15 protein-coding genes are annotated in these 15,990 nt (G+C 47.5%); 13 read left to right on the forward strand and 2 right to left on the reverse strand.

The genetic code is table 11. From position 1 onward, the window contains the following. Positions 1 to 76: 76 nt before the first annotated feature. Positions 77 to 964, reverse strand: a complete 888-nt coding sequence (locus tag M1L66_RS14685; RefSeq protein ID WP_434693723.1) for a LysR family transcriptional regulator — start codon at positions 962 to 964, stop codon at positions 77 to 79. Positions 965 to 1,088: 124 nt separating this feature from the next. Between M1L66_RS14685 and M1L66_RS14690 the strand changes: the two genes are divergently transcribed. From M1L66_RS14690 to M1L66_RS14715, 6 genes are all read left to right on the forward strand, one after another. Then, positions 1,089 to 1,592 (forward strand): flavodoxin, encoded by a 504-nt coding sequence (locus M1L66_RS14690; protein ID WP_434693725.1) that lies wholly within the window; start codon positions 1,089 to 1,091, stop codon positions 1,590 to 1,592. A gap of 78 nt (positions 1,593 to 1,670) precedes the next feature. Next, entirely contained in the window at positions 1,671 to 2,432 is a 762-nt protein-coding gene (locus M1L66_RS14695; protein WP_434693727.1) for a carboxymuconolactone decarboxylase family protein, read from the forward strand. 66 nt (positions 2,433 to 2,498) lie between these two features. Beyond that, the gene (locus M1L66_RS14700) at positions 2,499 to 3,536 is read left to right on the forward strand and encodes an aldo/keto reductase (protein WP_434693730.1); all 1,038 of its coding nucleotides are present in this window, start codon (positions 2,499 to 2,501) and stop codon (positions 3,534 to 3,536) included. Between the two features lie 633 nt (positions 3,537 to 4,169). Further along, a complete protein-coding gene (locus M1L66_RS14705) occupies positions 4,170 to 5,585 on the forward strand; it encodes an MBOAT family O-acyltransferase (protein ID WP_434693732.1) in 1,416 nt (471 codons plus the stop codon). 27 nt (positions 5,586 to 5,612) lie between these two features. Next, positions 5,613 to 6,221, forward strand: a complete 609-nt coding sequence (locus M1L66_RS14710; RefSeq protein WP_434694374.1) for a hypothetical protein — start codon at positions 5,613 to 5,615, stop codon at positions 6,219 to 6,221. Continuing rightward, complete coding sequence (locus M1L66_RS14715; RefSeq protein WP_434694255.1) at positions 6,104 to 6,448, forward strand: GDSL-type esterase/lipase family protein; 345 nt, start codon at positions 6,104 to 6,106, stop codon at positions 6,446 to 6,448. The genes M1L66_RS14710 and M1L66_RS14715 overlap by 118 nt, the downstream gene beginning before the upstream one ends. Here the strand turns inward: M1L66_RS14715 and M1L66_RS14720 are convergent. Further along, positions 6,409 to 6,585 (reverse strand): hypothetical protein, encoded by a 177-nt coding sequence (locus M1L66_RS14720; RefSeq protein WP_434694376.1) that lies wholly within the window; start codon positions 6,583 to 6,585, stop codon positions 6,409 to 6,411. The genes M1L66_RS14715 and M1L66_RS14720 overlap by 40 nt on opposite strands. A 179-nt stretch (positions 6,586 to 6,764) precedes the next feature. On the opposite strand from M1L66_RS14720, the gene M1L66_RS14725 reads away from it, so the two are divergent. The 7 genes from M1L66_RS14725 (at position 6,765) to M1L66_RS14755 (ending at position 15,927) form a co-directional block, all read left to right on the forward strand. After that, entirely contained in the window at positions 6,765 to 7,475 is a 711-nt protein-coding gene (locus M1L66_RS14725; RefSeq protein ID WP_187020686.1) for a GntR family transcriptional regulator, read from the forward strand. Between the two features lie 17 nt (positions 7,476 to 7,492). Next, positions 7,493 to 8,407 carry a carbohydrate ABC transporter permease gene (locus M1L66_RS14730; protein ID WP_434693734.1) on the forward strand — a complete coding sequence of 305 codons (915 nt, stop codon included), beginning with the start codon at positions 7,493 to 7,495 and terminating at the stop codon, positions 8,405 to 8,407. 42 nt (positions 8,408 to 8,449) lie between these two features. Continuing rightward, positions 8,450 to 9,769 carry an extracellular solute-binding protein gene (locus M1L66_RS14735; RefSeq protein ID WP_434693737.1) on the forward strand — a complete coding sequence of 440 codons (1,320 nt, stop codon included), beginning with the start codon at positions 8,450 to 8,452 and terminating at the stop codon, positions 9,767 to 9,769. Positions 9,770 to 9,812: 43 nt separating this feature from the next. Further along, positions 9,813 to 10,688 (forward strand): carbohydrate ABC transporter permease, encoded by an 876-nt coding sequence (locus M1L66_RS14740; RefSeq protein ID WP_434693739.1) that lies wholly within the window; start codon positions 9,813 to 9,815, stop codon positions 10,686 to 10,688. 1 nt (position 10,689) lies between these two features. Further along, a complete protein-coding gene (locus M1L66_RS14745; RefSeq protein ID WP_434693742.1) occupies positions 10,690 to 11,715 on the forward strand; it encodes a ComEC/Rec2 family competence protein in 1,026 nt (341 codons plus the stop codon). After that, positions 11,696 to 12,475 (forward strand): inositol monophosphatase family protein, encoded by a 780-nt coding sequence (locus M1L66_RS14750; protein WP_434693745.1) that lies wholly within the window; start codon positions 11,696 to 11,698, stop codon positions 12,473 to 12,475. The genes M1L66_RS14745 and M1L66_RS14750 overlap by 20 nt, the downstream gene beginning before the upstream one ends. Positions 12,476 to 13,251: 776 nt before the next feature. Next, complete coding sequence (locus tag M1L66_RS14755; RefSeq protein ID WP_187020674.1) at positions 13,252 to 15,927, forward strand: EAL domain-containing protein; 2,676 nt, start codon at positions 13,252 to 13,254, stop codon at positions 15,925 to 15,927. Positions 15,928 to 15,990 lie beyond the last annotated feature (63 nt).

A 15,990-nucleotide genomic window follows, 5' to 3' on the forward strand; every position in this document is an offset into this window, starting at 1 on the left:
TCCTAAATAATTAATAGCTCCAGCCAAAGTTACACGGCAGGAGCTATTTTTTTCCTTAAACAGGATACGTAATATGTCAAATCAATTCTTTCACCGCATCGACAAACCGCCTGATATCATCCTCAGGATTCAAGGGATACAGAAGGCCGTAAGGAATACTGTATTCCCAGTTTACCGGTATAGTGACAAGTCCCGGATGCACGTCCTGCCAGCATTCCAGCGAAAGCAGCACATTTTCCGTTTCGGCACACCGGTTAAAGACTGAGATATCGTAAAAATGTGGAGTATCTTCGATTTGAATTTCCGGGTGATTCCGATTTAAGTCATTCCGGATAAAGTCATTGGTGCCGGAATCGCCCTCGGCAACCATCATAAGCGTTTCTCCGTAGAGGTCAGAGATTTCCAGATTCTGTTTACAGGCCAGGGGATGCTCTCTGGACACGGCACACATCTTTTTGTAGCGTCCAAGCTGGAGAAAACTGCATTTTTCCATCCAGAGTCTCGAGTCGCAGACTCCAACCAGAAAATCGAATTTTTTGCCAAGCTGTGCAATCTCGGAGAGGATGCCTTCGTGATTGTCTTCAAAAGGAACCAGGTGAAGTTTGTAATTGGGAAAGGCCCGATTGACCCTGTACCAAAGATCCATAAACGGTTTAGCTGGATTTAAAAGGGAAGTTCCCACACAGAACATGCGGTCGGCATCATCCATGGCCTGCCTTGCCTGCTCGATGGAACGCCTGGAATAATCGAACAGAAAACGCGCATCTCTGTAGATGACTTCTCCGGCAGGTGTCAGATGAACGCCGTGCGCACTGCGCAGAAGAAGCCTCAGATTCAGATGCTTTTCCAGTGCATTGATCTGTTTCATTACAGCGGTCGGTGAGAGGAATAGAGTTTCTGCTGCTTTTGTAAAGCTGCCGCAGTCGGCAACACATACAAAGACGGTCAGCTGGGGATTAAACATGGTCAGCCTCCTGGATTAAACAGAGTATTAACTATAAGTTAATACCAAAGTAACATATTGGAGATTCCGTGTCAAGAAATACTGTTTTATAATTAAGCCAGAAATTAAAAAGGAGGCAGGTAATATGGCAGAACTCATTGCTTATTTTTCAAGAAAGCATCAAAACTATGTGAACGGAATGCTCAAAAACCTGGAAGTTGGCAATACGGAGATTGCTGCAGGCATTATTCAACGGTTGACAGGAGCCGATCTCTTTAAAATGGAGCCAGTTCACGAATATTCCAGGGATTACAACGAATGCATTGCGGAGGCGCAGGTGGACCAGAGGCGGGACGCCAGGCCGGAGTTAAAGCATTATCCGGAAGAATTTGAGAAGTATGATACAATTTATCTGGGCTTTCCAAATTACTGGAGCACGATGCCGATGGCAGTATTCACATTTCTGGAGCATTTCGATTTCACTGGTAAAACGATTTGTCCGTTTTGCACCCACGAGGGCAGCGGTATGGGCAGCAGTGAGGCGGATATCCGCCGCCTTTGTCCCGGCGCAAAGCTGAAAAAAGGTCTGGCGATCCGAGGCGGAAGCGCTGGATCTGCGGAACCGGAGATACGCAGGTGGCTGAAATGACAGAAGGCAGCTGAAATGACAGCAAACAGCTAAAATGACAGCAAATGACCACGAATAATTCAAGGAGGAAATGAAAAAATGGCAGTAAAACAGACAGCAGGCCGGGAGGCACTTGGTACGTTTGCACCTAAATTTGCAGAATTAAATGACGATGTTCTTTTTGGGGAGGTCTGGTCCAGGGAGGATAAACTTTCCATTAGAGACCGTTCACTGGTTACCGTGACGGCGTTAATGGCACAAGGACTTACCGATTCCTCATTTAAATATCATTTAGAGACCGCGAAGAAAAATGGAATCACGAAAACAGAGATCGCCGAGATTTTGACACATGCGGCGTTTTATGCAGGCTGGCCCAAGGCGTGGGCGGCATTCCGCATGGCGAAGGAGGTCTGGACGGCTGGTGAGGTGACCGCCAGCGCCAAAGAAGAGTACGCGGACAGCATGATATTTCCAATTGGGGAGCCGAATGACAGCTTTGCAGAATATTTCACCGGCCAGAGCTACATAGCACCTGTTTCCGCAGACCAGGTGGGTATTTTCAACGTAACCTTCGAGCCGGGCTGCCGCAATAACTGGCATATCCACCGTGCCGATAAGGGTGGTGGGCAGATACTTATCTGTGTCGCAGGGCGTGGGTATTACCAGGAATGGGGCAGGGAGGTACGGGATCTGTTACCGGGCGATGTGGTCAACATTCCAACAGGCGTAAAACACTGGCATGGTGCGGCGCCGGGCAGCTGGTTCTCACATCTGGCAGTGGAAGTCCCGGGCGAAAATGCGGGCAATGAGTGGTGTGAACCAGTTGATGCGGAGCAGTATAGACAGGCATTTGAAAAGTAAGATATAAAGAAAGCATGTGAAAAATGAAAGAAGATAATATAGAAGGGGAGAAGGAAGGCTGAGAACATGAAATATACTAAATTGGGAAACTCAGACCTGATGGTTTCCCGCATTTGTCTGGGCTGTATGGGATTTGGAGATTCACAGAACGGCCAGCATACCTGGACACTGGATGAAGATCATTCCAGGGAAATTATCAAACGGGCTCTGGACCTGGAAATTAATTTTTTCGATACCGCAGCCGCTTATCAGAGCGGTACCAGTGAGCAGTATGTGGGACGGGCGCTGCGGGATTATGCTGAGCGGGATAAGGTGATAATCGCCACGAAATTTCTTCCGCGAACAACGGAAGAAATTGCAGAAGGCATCACCGGGCAGCTGCACATTGAACGTATGATAGATAAGAGCCTGAAAAATCTGAGTATGGACTATGTGGATTTGTATATCTATCATATGTGGGATTATCAGATACCACTTTATGACATGATGGACGGATTAAACCGGATTGTAAAAGCAGGGAAAGCACGGTACATCGGAATCTCTAACTGCTTTGCATGGCAGCTGGCAAAGGCGAATGCGCTGGCGGAAATGGAAGGATTTGCAAAGTTTGTATCCGTTCAGGGGCATTATAATCTGATTTTTCGGGAAGAAGAGCGGGAGATGGTTCCATACTGTCAGGAGGAACATATTGCGCTGACTCCCTACAGCGCGCTGGCTGGCGGACGGCTGGCAAGACATCCGGGGGAACTATCAAGACGGCTGGAAGAAGACAACTATGCGCGTCTTAAGTACGATAAAACAGCCGAACAGGACAATATCATTATTGGGAGAGTGGCGGAGCTGGCGGACCGGCGGAATGTATCCATGACGGAGATTGCACTGGCCTGGCTTTTAACAAAGACAGCATCCCCGGTTGTTGGAGCTACAAAGTCCCGCCACATAGAAGGCGCGGCAGCAGCGGCGGAAACAGAACTGACGGGCGAAGAACTGGCATACCTTGAGGAGGCTTATGTGCCGCATCGCCTGGTGGGGGTAATGGCACAAAATAGACCGGATACCCGCAGCGAAAAACATGTCTGGTCTGTAGGAGACCAGAAAATTTGATGACAGAACACTTATTTTCGAATAAAGGTTTGAAAAAGATTGGGTGAGATTCGGGTGTCAAAAGGTATTTTTTCTCATAAATGCATTTTTTCAAAGTAAAGTGTATGGGATTCAGATGCCGATGCCCCGTTTTATCGGGCATGCGCACTCCGCGCTAAGGAAGTATGGCCGCTGAAGCGACCGCGCTCCGGCGCGCAAGTCTGGTTTGCCGGACTCTTTGTAATTGCAGTAAGGAATAAGAAGGGAACTTACATTTATTCAGGTGCGATGTACCGGGAACGGTGGGATTGAAGTCAGATGGATCGTCGGATTTGGAGCAGGCCAAGAATGTTTTTTAGTCAGGATGATCGATCCATTTAGCAGAAGAAGTGATTCGGGCATCTGTTTTCATTTGTACTGACGGAAAGCGGCTGCAAAGGATTTGGATGGTGCAGTTTGTGCGAACATTCCAGCAGCCATCTTGCCGGGGCGTTTGTTTTTGTTATCCTTTTAACATTTTATTTTCGTAGTAGCTCTTATCTGTTTATCGTATGTATCTTTAAATTGTTTTCTAAAAAGACTCGATATTTGCAACTTTTTGCCCTAATTATTTGTCTAAAAAAGAAGCAGGAATTTACAAATGAGAGGGAAAACATGGTATTCAGCAGTTTAGAATTTATATTTCGGTTTCTTCCGCTATTTTTGATGATCTACTACATAATCCCATGCAGCTGGAAGAATTTTTGGCTTTTTGCGGGAAGCCTTGGTTTTTATTTTTATGGGGTCAGGGATACCCCTTTTTATTTTGTTCTCCTGGTCCTTTCTATTCTGGTCAACTACAGAATCGGGATTTTGATAGGACGGCGGAGGCTGGGGAGGATGCGAAAGAGGTGGCTGGTCTGCGGTATAATCTATAACCTTTCCTGGCTGATCCTTTTTAAATATTCCGCATTCATCGCCCAAAACGTTAATCTGCTTCTGGGAAGAGCGGGGATTCCATTGCATTTGCCGGTTTTTGCGCCGGTACTCCCGGTGGGGATCAGTTTCTATACTTTTCAGGCTGTTTCATATCTGGCGGATGTATATCGAAAAACGGTTCCCTATGAGCGGTCTATGGTTGGCTTCGGCATGTATATCAGCATGTTCCCGCAGCTGATCGCAGGTCCGATTGTGACGTATTCCTCTATACGGGCACAGATTGGCAGAAGGAAGGTTACCTTCCGCGCCATTGAGGATGGGCTGAGGGAGTTCACCATTGGTTTGGGCTTTAAGGTGCTCCTGGCAAATCGGGTCGGCGGCTTATGGACTGAAGTGCAGACGATTGGTTATGAGAGCATTTCCACCCCGTTGGCCTGGCTCGGTCTTGCAGCCTTCAGCCTGCAGATTTATTTTGATTTTTGCGGGTATTCACTTATGGCAAAGGGACTGGGTACTATGATGGGGTTTAAGCTTCCGAATAACTTCAATCATCCATACATGTCTCTGTCCATGACGGAATTCTGGCGAAGGTGGCATATAACTCTTGGCAGCTGGTTCCGGGAGTACGTATACATTCCCCTGGGAGGGAACCGGAGAGGGGCCCTTTTGACCTTTCGGAATCTGCTGGCAGTCTGGCTTTTAACCGGATTCTGGCACGGAGCCAGCTGGAACTTTATAATATGGGGGCTTCTGCTGTTCCTGATCATGTCCATCGAGCGCATTGGACTGCTTCGGGTGCTGGAACGGCGGCGGGTAATCGGACATCTCTATATGATGCTTACGATTCCTTTGACCTGGCTTGTGTTTGCCGTTACGGACATCAGACAGATCCTGCTGTATTTTCAGAGACTGTTCCCATTTTTAATGAAACAGAGCCTTTTCTATTTCAGCGGGGATTATTTGAAGTATGGAAAACTTTACGCGGTCTCCATTGCGGCTGGGCTTGTGTTTATGACGGATATCCCCTGTCGAATTTATAATCGGCATAAATACTCCCTGGTTACGGCAGTTGTGCTTCTGGCCGTTTTCTGGGCTTGTGTGTATTGTATACGTATTGGAATGGACGATCCGTTTTTATATTTCAGATTTTAGATTTATGATTGAAGGCGGAGGTGTGGGATGAGAAGATATTGGTACAGTATTCTTTTGACAGGCAGTATGATTGTCATGGCAGCCACGAAACTGTCAATGGATATACCGAAAAACGAACCGATAGCCCGGGAGACGGGGGCAATACTTGCGGACAACCGTATGGTGGAGGCACAGAGCGCAGAAATGGCGGCATCCGTGACGGTGGAAGCGGAAGAGACGGAAAAGATGGAAGCAATGAACGCAGAGGAGAGTACACCATCATCTCCGGAGACAGGAGAAACGGCTGTAAGTGTGAGTGATATTAATGAAGATTTTTCCAGTGTGTTGTTTATAGGAGATTCACGGACTGTGGGGCTTTCCGAATATGGTGATTTAGGGCAGGCGGATGTATTTGCGAATTCCGGTATGTCGGTATTTAATCTCTTTGAGGCTCGGGTATCCGTGAAAGGCGGCGAGAAAAGACGCTGGAGGAAGTGTTCGCGTCGGAAAACTATCGAACGATTTATCTCATGCTGGGTATCAACGAGCTTGGATATGAAGATAAGGCAATTGTCAATCAATACCGCTCTGTCGTGGAGAGAATCCGCGCAGAGCAGCCTGCGGCAGCCCTGGTGCTTGAGGCCAATTTACACGTAACAGGGGAAAAAGCCGCCAAAAGCAATATTTTTAATAACCAGAGAATTGATGCCCTAAATAAATCTATTAAAAATATAGCGGAAGATACCGGCTGTCGTTACATCGATGTCAACAGCCTCTTTGACGATGAGAACGGAAATTTGTCTGTGGCTTATTCCACTGATGGCGCACATATTCTGGGGAAATATTACTCGGTATGGGTGGAGTGGATTCGCAGCGGCGGATGAACTGCGTAATGTTCTGCAGTTCCCTGGAGATGCTCCTGGTCTTTAAAAAGTAAGTTTATCCTTGATACAATTCCATATAAAATACTTCCGGCCAGTGATAAGCTGATGATAAAGATCAGAGTATCACTGGCTTTCATTGATTAGTTCCCCTCTCCTGATTATACTCGCTTTTGCTTACTTTGGCAGTACATGCCCGGTTTTACTAACAGTTTACGTAAAGATGATTACAGATTTTACTTCCTCTCTCTATAATTAAAAACATAAAAGATGTCTGACAACTATTGCGAGACATAAAACGAAAACAGGAGAGTACAGGATGCAGTACCGTTATGAACAGATAGCAGGAATTCTGGAAAACAAGATAAGAAACGGAGAATGGCAGATCGGCCAGAAGATACCAGGGGAGTTAGCGCTTGCAGGAGAATTCCATGTGGGGCGATCCACCATAAGGGAAACCTTGAATATTCTGCAGCAAAAGGGAATGGTGGACAAGCGTCACGGTTCAGGAACTTATGTAAAAGAGAACAAGCAGAAGATGGAGAATCCAATCATGTTTTTAAGCTCCATCGGGCAGATGATTGAAAATGCGGGATATGAAGCGGGAAGTATATTCTACAGCGTCACCCATGAAACGCCGGATCTGGTGGTTTCGGAGCGGCTGGGGCTGACACAGCAGGATCGGATCGTAGTGATGAACCGAGAGAGAACGGCCAATGGGGTGCCGGTTGTATTTTCCTATAATATATTTCCGGAGAAGCTGGTGGGTGATATCTTCGATGAGGGGTTAAAGGGCAGTATCTTTCAGTTATTGAGAGATAAGTGCGGTGTCACAATTGCCGGTGCGGATACCTTCATTAAAGGAGTTAATCCCAATAACGCATGGGACGAACTGGCGCTTGTGTATCTAAAAGAGCCGGTAGTGCTTCTTGAACAGCTGCATATAAATGATGAAGGAATCCCTGTTCTGTTTTCCTATGATTATATCAGAACAGATATTATGAATCTTCATCTCAGAAGAAAGATGTAGAAAGAGAGGTATTCAACATGGAAATGACAGAGCGTGCGCTGCCGGTAAGAACAAAAGCAGCAGCTGAACGGGATATAAGCCGGGTGAACAGAGGGCTTATGAGAAAAAAATGCATATTTTTATGGAAGGGAATCGGTTTGTCCGTCTTACTGTTTGTCACACTGTTTCCGATCTATTGGCTGATAATCATGGCAATCCGTCCGACGGCGGAAACCAGTTCGGGAGCGGGATTATTTCCTCAACAGCTTACCATTTCCCATTTTACAGAACTGTTTAATCAGAAGTCATTTGGTACAGCCCTTCAAAACAGCCTGATCAATGCGGGGACTGCGCTTGTGCTGTCTCTGGCGCTGGGGCTTACCACAGCCTACATATTGTCGCGGAAACGCTTTAGGTTTCGTCTGAGGCTGCCTGTAACCGGGTGGGTGCTGCTGATCAGAGTGCTGCCGCCGGTAGCATTTGTCATTCCGCTGTATACCCTGTTTACCAGGATGGGGGTGATGGGGACGAGACTTCCGATAATCTTGGCGTGCATGCTGGTTAATATCCCTCTGGTTATCTGGTTTATGGTGTCCTTCTTCGAGGAATTGCCGGAGGAAGTGGAAGAGAGCGGTAAGATCGACGGTGCAACAGAGTGGCAGCTTTTCACCAGACTTGTACTGCCTCTGGTTTTGCCGGGGATTGCGGCGATTGCCATGCTTTCCTTTCTGTATGCATGGAATGAATATACATACAGCGTGATTCTGACACGGTCCCCATCCAATTATACGATACCTTTGGCCCTGGCGGTGCTGAATACAGAAGATAATGTTACAAACTTTGGATTGGTAGCAGCAGGGGGCGTAAGCTCGTTTATACCGGTGGCAGTCTTTGTGATCTTTGCACAGAATTACCTCATAAGCGGATTATCAAGTGGGGCTGTGAAAGAATAGAGTAAAGAAAAGTGAGCATGAAAGGAAATGGAGAAAATGGATATGAAAAAGATGAAAATGAAAAATTTGAAATTGCTGGCTGCGGGCCTCGCGATGACGGCCTCGCTGACCGCGTGTGGAAGCAGCGCCCGGGAGACTGTGCAGTCAGCAGACAGCAGCACGGAGACAAAGACGAACAGCGCCATGCAGACTGAGAACAGCCAGGCGCAGGAGGTGGCTCCGGGAGAAACAGCAGAGATGACACTTATATTAAGAGGCGGTTCCTATGCAGAGGTCATGAAAAAGGCGCTCCCGGATTTCGAGGCGGATCATAACTGTAAGATTGAGGTCCTGGAAATGTCATTTGACGACTTACATACGGGAATCGCACTGGATGCGGTCAATGAAACGGGAACTTACGATTTATGTATGGTAGATGGAAGCTGGATGGCAGAATTTACGGAAAACAATGTACTGGCTAATTTATCAGAGATGGGATACCAGTTTGATGATGATATTATTCCCAACACTACCAGAATCTGTATGGTAGGAGATGATATCTACCTGGCGCCGTATTTTGGCAATGTGACGGTTCTGCTTTACAATAAGGCAAATGTGGAGGCGGCAGGCTACAAGCCGGAGGAAATCACTACTTTAGAGGACATGCTTGCTGTAGCGAAAGCGTCGAAGGAATCCGGCATTAACGGTTTTGCCTACAGAGGAGATACCGGAGATAATATTGTATCTGATTTTCTGCCGATCCTGCTGGCATACGGCGGCTGGGTAGTCGATGATAATAATAAGCCATCGGTAAATACAGCAGAATTTGCAGAAGCTGTGAATTACTATACAGAACTGATTAAAACCGGCGCTGCAATGTCCAAGGATGATGTGACAGCAGCCGTAGATAATGGCTCCGCAGCACTTGCGATCGGCTGGCCTGGCTGGTATGTGCCAAGCGCGGACAGTGCGGCCAATTACATGGTCAGTCCTGCAAAGGCAGCGAAGGACGGCCAGGTATACAATACCTCGGAGTATGGCACATGGACAATCGGTATTCCGGCAAACAGCCCCCACCCGGATCTTGCATATGAACTGCTTCAGTACATCATGGATCCTCAGGTACAGCTGGAGAGTATTGCAAACGGAGGGGTACCATGCAGATACAGCTGCCTCACCAATGAAGAGATACTGAATGAATACCCACACCTGGAAACCGTATGCAAAGCGCTGGAGAGTGGAGTCTATCGCCCGGCCATCGCTGAGTGGACAGAATTTACGAACATTCTGGGCGCTGAAATGGGAAGTATTATGGCAGGCGTCAAGACGACGGAACAGGGGCTGGCGGATGCACAGGCACAGCTGGAACTGTTAATGCAGTAAACCGTACAAAATTAGAATTATGGAAAGGCATGGTAATACATAGATGGTCAGACGGGAATTTGGAAAGAGGGAAAAGGGAATCTTCGTCAGTCAGATGACGGCGCCAACGATTGTTTTCCTGCTGGTTATGACGGTATATCCGGTACTATTTACAATATATTACAGCTTTACAGATTATAACTATTTAAAGGGGACGCACCCGTTTTCCGGCTTTGCCAATTATACCGCACTGTTTCAGAATATGTATTTCCGGCAGGCAGTGTCAAATACGGTGAAATTTACAGTGATTGCGGTGGTATTGGAGGTGATGCTGGGACTTCTGACGGCTCTCTTTGTCAAAAGTCTAAAGCGGGGTCAGAAGGTGGTCAGAACCCTTCTTCTGCTTCCCTACCTGCTTCCGGCCGTCACCGTCGCGCTGATCTGGCGTATGATGCTGTCGCCGAATTATGGAATTATAACCGATGTATTTACCGCACTTGGACTCCCGGTATATAACTGGTTTTATGATGGAAAGACTGCTTTTGGTACGCTGTTGGTGATTGATGTCTGGCAGAATGTTCCATTTGCCTTTCTGCTGATCTATGCCCATTTACAGGGCGTGCCGGAAAGCCAGTATCAGGCGGCCAGTATCGATGGAGCGGGAGCATTGCAGCGTTTTCGCCATATTATGCTTCCCAATATTGGCGGTGGGATTGCGCTGTGTGCCATGCTTCGTACGATTGATACGTTCCGGCTGTTTGAAAAGGTAAATATTCTGACGGGCGGAGGCCCGGCTAACACGACCACTACTATTACACAGTTCATGTATACATACGGTATAAAAAGCCTGAAATTCGGTTTAGCCAGTGCCTGTGCCATAGTTATGACCGTATTTGTGTTGATTATGAGCAGTATTTATATGAAAAAGGCGATGAAATAAAATGGAAGAATGGACAGCGCAAGTCACTTTTATGAATGTGGGAAATGGGGATGCAATTCTGATTGAAGCGCCGGATCCGGAGCGCCGCGACGGCATGTTTGTAATGGTCATTGACGGTGGAAGCGGAGAGCAGGCAGAGTATGCGGATCAGTCTACAGGCAGGTTAAGAGCAGTCGATTATATGGAGAAAAGAGGCATTAAGCATATCGACATAATGGTATGTACGCATATTCATGAAGACCATACATGCGGTCTGCTTCCGATTGCTTTAAAATGGTGTCCTGAATTTCTGTGGCAGCCTTTTCCCGTTGAGTTATCAGAAATCATGAAGCTTCTCAATGACGGGACTGGAGAGGAATCCGGCCGTAAGCTAATTGCTGCTCTGAACGGCTGCGCCGCTTTATGCCGTTATGTGGAAGCGCAGGGAGGCCGTGTTATTCAGGCGAAACCAGGTTATCCGGACAGCAGCACCATGTTCCCGGCAAAGGGAATCCAGATTCATATTCTCGGGCCGGCAGAACAGGCTCTTGACAGGCAGACGGCACAGCTAAAAGCCCTGTACCAGGAAGGAAGACGGGATCTGCTGCCGGCTCTTGACAGATGCATGAACAGCTCCAGTATGATTCTGCATATTGCCTGCGGCGAAAAAACATTTTTGCTGGCTGGCGATGCGGAGGCATCTGACTACGAAGCTTGCTGGGGGGATATAAAGGCAGACGTATTTAAGGTGGGGCATCATGGTCAGGCCAATAGCCTGACTCCGGAAATACTGCAGGCGGTATCGCCCCAGTACGCCGTGATCTGCGCTTCCAGTGACAGGCGCTATGAGAGTGCGGCTCCGTCAGTTTTAGAGCAGCTTTACAAATCCGGCATATCGGTTTATTACAGCGATTGTCCGACGGTGGCCCCATTTGCGGATAAAATAGAACCGCACACAGCAGCAGTATTTCGGGTAATGCGGGATGGAAGGCTGTATGCAGCATATAATCAGGAAAGGTGTATAACGGATGGAACTGGCAAAAGTTAATATTGAGGAACTGGAAGCACTTCTTCGGCAGGCGGGGGAACTGTTTCAGGATAGGGAAGCCGCTGGCTGTGTGAAGATAAAAGGAGAGGCGGATTACGTAACCGAGGTAGATTACAGGGTGCAGCAGTTTATACGCAGGCGTTTGGAAGCGGATTATCCCCAGGTTCAATTTTTGAGTGAGGAAAAGACGAATCAGGAGATAGACAAATCCAGCCTTGTGTGGATCCTCGATCCTGTGGATGGAACCACCAATTTGATTCATGACTGCCATGCCAGCTGCATTTCACTGGCACTGATGGAGCGCAGTGAGGTAGTGCTTGGCTTTGTATACAATCCATACAGTGAGGAGCTGTTTATGGCACAGAAGGGCCGGGGCTGCCGGCTCAATGGAAAGAGTACAGCGGTAAGCCGTGCGGCGCGTATGGAGGATAGTCTGATCGCCATAGGGACTTCCCCGTATTACAAAAAGACCGCGGATAAGAACTTTGATATATTCAAGCGCCTGTTTATGGATTGTCAGGATATCCGAAGAAGCGGATCCGCGGCCATGGACCTTGCGTATGTTGCGTGCGGACGATTAGACGGTTATTTTGAACGAAACTTAAAAATATGGGACGTTGCAGCAGGGATGCTTCTGGTGCGGGAAGCCGGCGGAAGTGTTTTATCTTTTAACGGGGCCCAGGCGGGCAATGATATGGTAAGCGATATTGCAGCAGGCAATTCCGTTATCGCCGGGCTTTTGACGGAGGAGTACTTGTAGAGAGGTGTTGGCGGTTCGGAAAACACCATTATTTCGGAGGTTGATGATATATACTTTTTGCCAGCAGGGCATGCATCTGTTCATATACGCAGAGTATGTCTGTGTCTAAGCATGAGAACGCCAGAATATACCGTACTTAAAAATTACAATCCCTCAAAAAAGGAGTTATAATTTACTTTTGCATATGTTACAGTTCACTCCCCACCAGTGGCACCGCAGTCCGGTTCGGCCGGGCAGGCTTCCTCAGCCTTTCCAGTTCCGGTTTCGGGCATAAGAAGTTCTAAACGTGCAGAATTTTTCTAAAAACCAGGTGAAATTCCCAAACTCGCTGCGCTCAGACAAGTGGGAATTTTACCTGAACGAAAAATTTTGCGCGTTAAGAACTTCTAATACCCTGCAAAGTCACAGGAAAGGCTGAGGAAGCCTGCCCGGCCGAACCGGACTGCGGTGCCACTGGTGGGGAGTGAACTGTAACTTGCATATCGGGTTACGAAAAGTCTTATAGAAGGCGTCTTGTAATAAGTCAGAAGATATAGTACAATTATGGTAATATATGGAAGATTTTATCAGTTCTTATAATGCAAATTATACGAATTGCAATGGTAAGATTACTGTATTACATAAGACGTTTTGCAGATCTGGTCATCAGGTCTGTTTTTTTAATCTCTTTTTCTGCCAGGAAAATGATTTTTCTTTCATTATCCGATGTGATTGGTAAATATAATTTGCATTATAAGATACACGCTGTCATCCAACTGAAAAAGGAAAGACGGAATATGAAGCAGAATGACTATTTTATAGAAGAATCGGAGCGTGTAATACAAGAGAGAACGGCAGACGGACAGTTTTATATACTTTATACCGACATCACGGATTTTCATCTGGTTAATTACATTTACGGAAATGAAATCGGGGATTCCCTTCTGCAGGAAATGAATCATTTCCTGGACAGCCGGCCCAATATTCTGTTGTGCCGCCGCTTGTTTGCCGATTTTTTTGTAGGACTCTATATCCTGAAAAATGGACAGAATATCGGCGAAAGAATCAGCGGATTGGACAGAGAACTGCAGGAATTCCTCACGGATCTGCAGTCGAGATATCCTGCATGCCGATTAAAAGCGGCCTGCGGCCTCTGCCTCATTGAGCATGATAATATTGCACAGGCCATCGACAATGCAAATCTGGCGCGCAAAATATCAAAAAATCAGTATTCCTTCAAAACCGTGGTTTACGATCATTACATGAAGGATCAGATTACAGCCGTGCATGAAAATGAACTGGAAATCTACAATGCGCTCCATGAAAACCGGTTCTGTTTCTATTTGCAGCCGAAGGTGGATCTGACGAATGGGATGATCATAGGGGCGGAGGCGCTGGCAAGGCGTATCGGTGATGACGGAACTGTAATTCCGCCCGATAAATTTATGGATCTGATGGAAGCGAAGGGATCTGTGATTGAGTTGGATCAGATCATCTGCCGACAGGTCTGTGAGTTCCTGAAAGACCGGATGAACCGGGGATTGTCGGTTGTTTGTATTTCAGTTAATTTGTCGCGTCTCCATATACGAAATCCCGAATCGGCAGATGTGTTCCACCAGATTGCAGCCGAATATGGGATTCCGCCTGAGCTTCTGGAATTTGAACTGACGGAGACCATTCTGCTGGAGGAATTCGCCGGAGCCAAGCATCTGATCGATCAGCTGAGGGCTTACGGCCATCACGTCTCCATCGATGATTTCGGTTCCGGATACGCAGGAATTAATGTATGGCAGGAACTGAACTTCGACTGCCTGAAGCTAGACCGCAAGTTTTTGTCCGATGATGAACTGTTGAAGAAACGCAATCAGGCGCTCGTTCCCAATATTATCAACATCGCCCACCGTCTCCATGTCCAGGTGCTGTGTGAGGGAGCGGAAACGGAGGAACAGTGTCTCTATCTGCTCCGGCTGGGCTGTACCGTCGTGCAGGGATTCTACTTCTCAAAACCGCTGCCGCCGGAGGAACTGTGCCAGGTCTGTGAACGCCAGGGCGGAAAATATCCGCTTCCCGCGCTGCTGAGCTCCGATAAGTCAGAACACCAGTCCGAACAGACGAAGGAGGCGGCTGACGAAGGCGGGGCGCAGAGTAAGATTAAAAGTTATGTTATCGTCATTCTTTGCTGTGCGCTTTTCCTGGGAGTCTGCATCACCGGTGTGATGAACGTGAACCGAAACCGGACGCAGAAGGAATTTACCAGCTTGATAATCGAAACGCTGAATGCTTACACTGCGGGACAGCGCGAAAATACCCTGACGGAAATCGATGGTGTTGTGAATACACTGCAGTCATTAGCCGTGTTGATTTTGGAAAATGACGAGCCGGGATTTATCAATACATTTTTGAGTGAGCTGAATAAGGTGAGTCCGAAGATTCAGTATACCTATTATACTTGCGGGATGTATCAGGAGCTGATTACGAGCGGGGAGGCAAGGCCGGAGGACAGCGAGATTTTAGAACGCCTGAAACTGGGCGAGACAGTGGTGACGGATATCATTTATTCTGAGCGGCTGGGAGACATCTACTGCGTCGGAGTCGGAGTTCCTGTGATGAAGGAGGGGGTGTTCATTGGCACTGTGCAGGGGATTATCAACGCAGAAGCTCTGATATCTACAGAGCTGTTTGACCCGGGGCTGGGAGAGATATGCAATGTATTTCTTACTGACGGGGACAGCAGGATTCTTCCGATCCGGGAACCGAATGGAAGAGGCGTTGGTGAAAGCCTCCTGGAACTTTTAGATATCTATGGAGTAAAAAAAGAGGTGATAGAAGAGCTTCATGACGCCTATGACGCAGGGGATTCTCAGGCAAGAAGCGTCCGGGCAGGCAGATTTGACGGGAGTCCGTATTACTTATCCATGACCGGGCTGAGATATAACGACTGGCATCTGGTCGTCTGTTTGAAGGCCGATGCTGCAACCATGCATTTGCGCTACATTGTAAACAATATGATGTGGAGTATCGCCGGGCTGATTGCGGCGGTTGCCCTGGTTTCGGCGGCAATGATTCTTTTCTGGGTGAGAGTTCAGAGCAGGATTTCCTTAGAACAGCAGCGCTATCTTCTGCTGGAACACTTTTCAGATACGGTACTGTTTGACTATGACTGCAGGCACGATACCATCCGATTCACCTCCAATGCATCGAAGCTTTTAAAGATCCGGGAGCTGACACAGAACCATTTTCTGAATGGGCTGGACCGGGCGTTTATTTACGCGGGAGATCAGGAGGAGGTTCAGCGTGTACTGAGCGGTCAGACTGGCGGGGAATACGGTGAAATCCGAGTGCGCGTGATGCGCCCGGATACCGAAGAATACTTCTGGTGTCTGGTGCAGTATCAGAATCTGTATAAGAGCAGCGCCATAGATTCCATTATTGGAAAAATAACGGATATTGATGAGCGTATGCCGCATGAATAAAAGCAGCAGGCAGAACTAAAAGTAATTGGTACCCTAATCGTATGATACAGACTTTCTTCTGAA

Origin of the sequence: Hungatella sp. SB206 (assembly GCF_051132295.1) — a bacterium.
GTDB lineage: Bacteria > Bacillota > Clostridia > Lachnospirales > Lachnospiraceae > Hungatella > Hungatella effluvii.

Coding starts and splice junctions, on each gene's coding strand:
- M1L66_RS14685 (WP_434693723.1), bottom strand. CDS start 964: ATGTTTAATCCCCAGCTGACCGTCTTTGTATGTGTTGCCGACTGCGGC.
- M1L66_RS14690 (WP_434693725.1), top strand. CDS start 1,089: ATGGCAGAACTCATTGCTTATTTTTCAAGAAAGCATCAAAACTATGTG.
- M1L66_RS14695 (WP_434693727.1), top strand. CDS start 1,671: ATGGCAGTAAAACAGACAGCAGGCCGGGAGGCACTTGGTACGTTTGCA.
- M1L66_RS14700 (WP_434693730.1), top strand. CDS start 2,499: ATGAAATATACTAAATTGGGAAACTCAGACCTGATGGTTTCCCGCATT.
- M1L66_RS14705 (WP_434693732.1), top strand. CDS start 4,170: ATGGTATTCAGCAGTTTAGAATTTATATTTCGGTTTCTTCCGCTATTT.
- M1L66_RS14710 (WP_434694374.1), top strand. CDS start 5,613: ATGAGAAGATATTGGTACAGTATTCTTTTGACAGGCAGTATGATTGTC.
- M1L66_RS14720 (WP_434694376.1), bottom strand. CDS start 6,585: ATGAAAGCCAGTGATACTCTGATCTTTATCATCAGCTTATCACTGGCC.
- M1L66_RS14725 (WP_187020686.1), top strand. CDS start 6,765: ATGCAGTACCGTTATGAACAGATAGCAGGAATTCTGGAAAACAAGATA.
- M1L66_RS14730 (WP_434693734.1), top strand. CDS start 7,493: ATGGAAATGACAGAGCGTGCGCTGCCGGTAAGAACAAAAGCAGCAGCT.
- M1L66_RS14735 (WP_434693737.1), top strand. CDS start 8,450: ATGAAAAAGATGAAAATGAAAAATTTGAAATTGCTGGCTGCGGGCCTC.
- M1L66_RS14740 (WP_434693739.1), top strand. CDS start 9,813: ATGGTCAGACGGGAATTTGGAAAGAGGGAAAAGGGAATCTTCGTCAGT.
- M1L66_RS14745 (WP_434693742.1), top strand. CDS start 10,690: ATGGAAGAATGGACAGCGCAAGTCACTTTTATGAATGTGGGAAATGGG.
- M1L66_RS14750 (WP_434693745.1), top strand. CDS start 11,696: ATGGAACTGGCAAAAGTTAATATTGAGGAACTGGAAGCACTTCTTCGG.
- M1L66_RS14755 (WP_187020674.1), top strand. CDS start 13,252: ATGAAGCAGAATGACTATTTTATAGAAGAATCGGAGCGTGTAATACAA.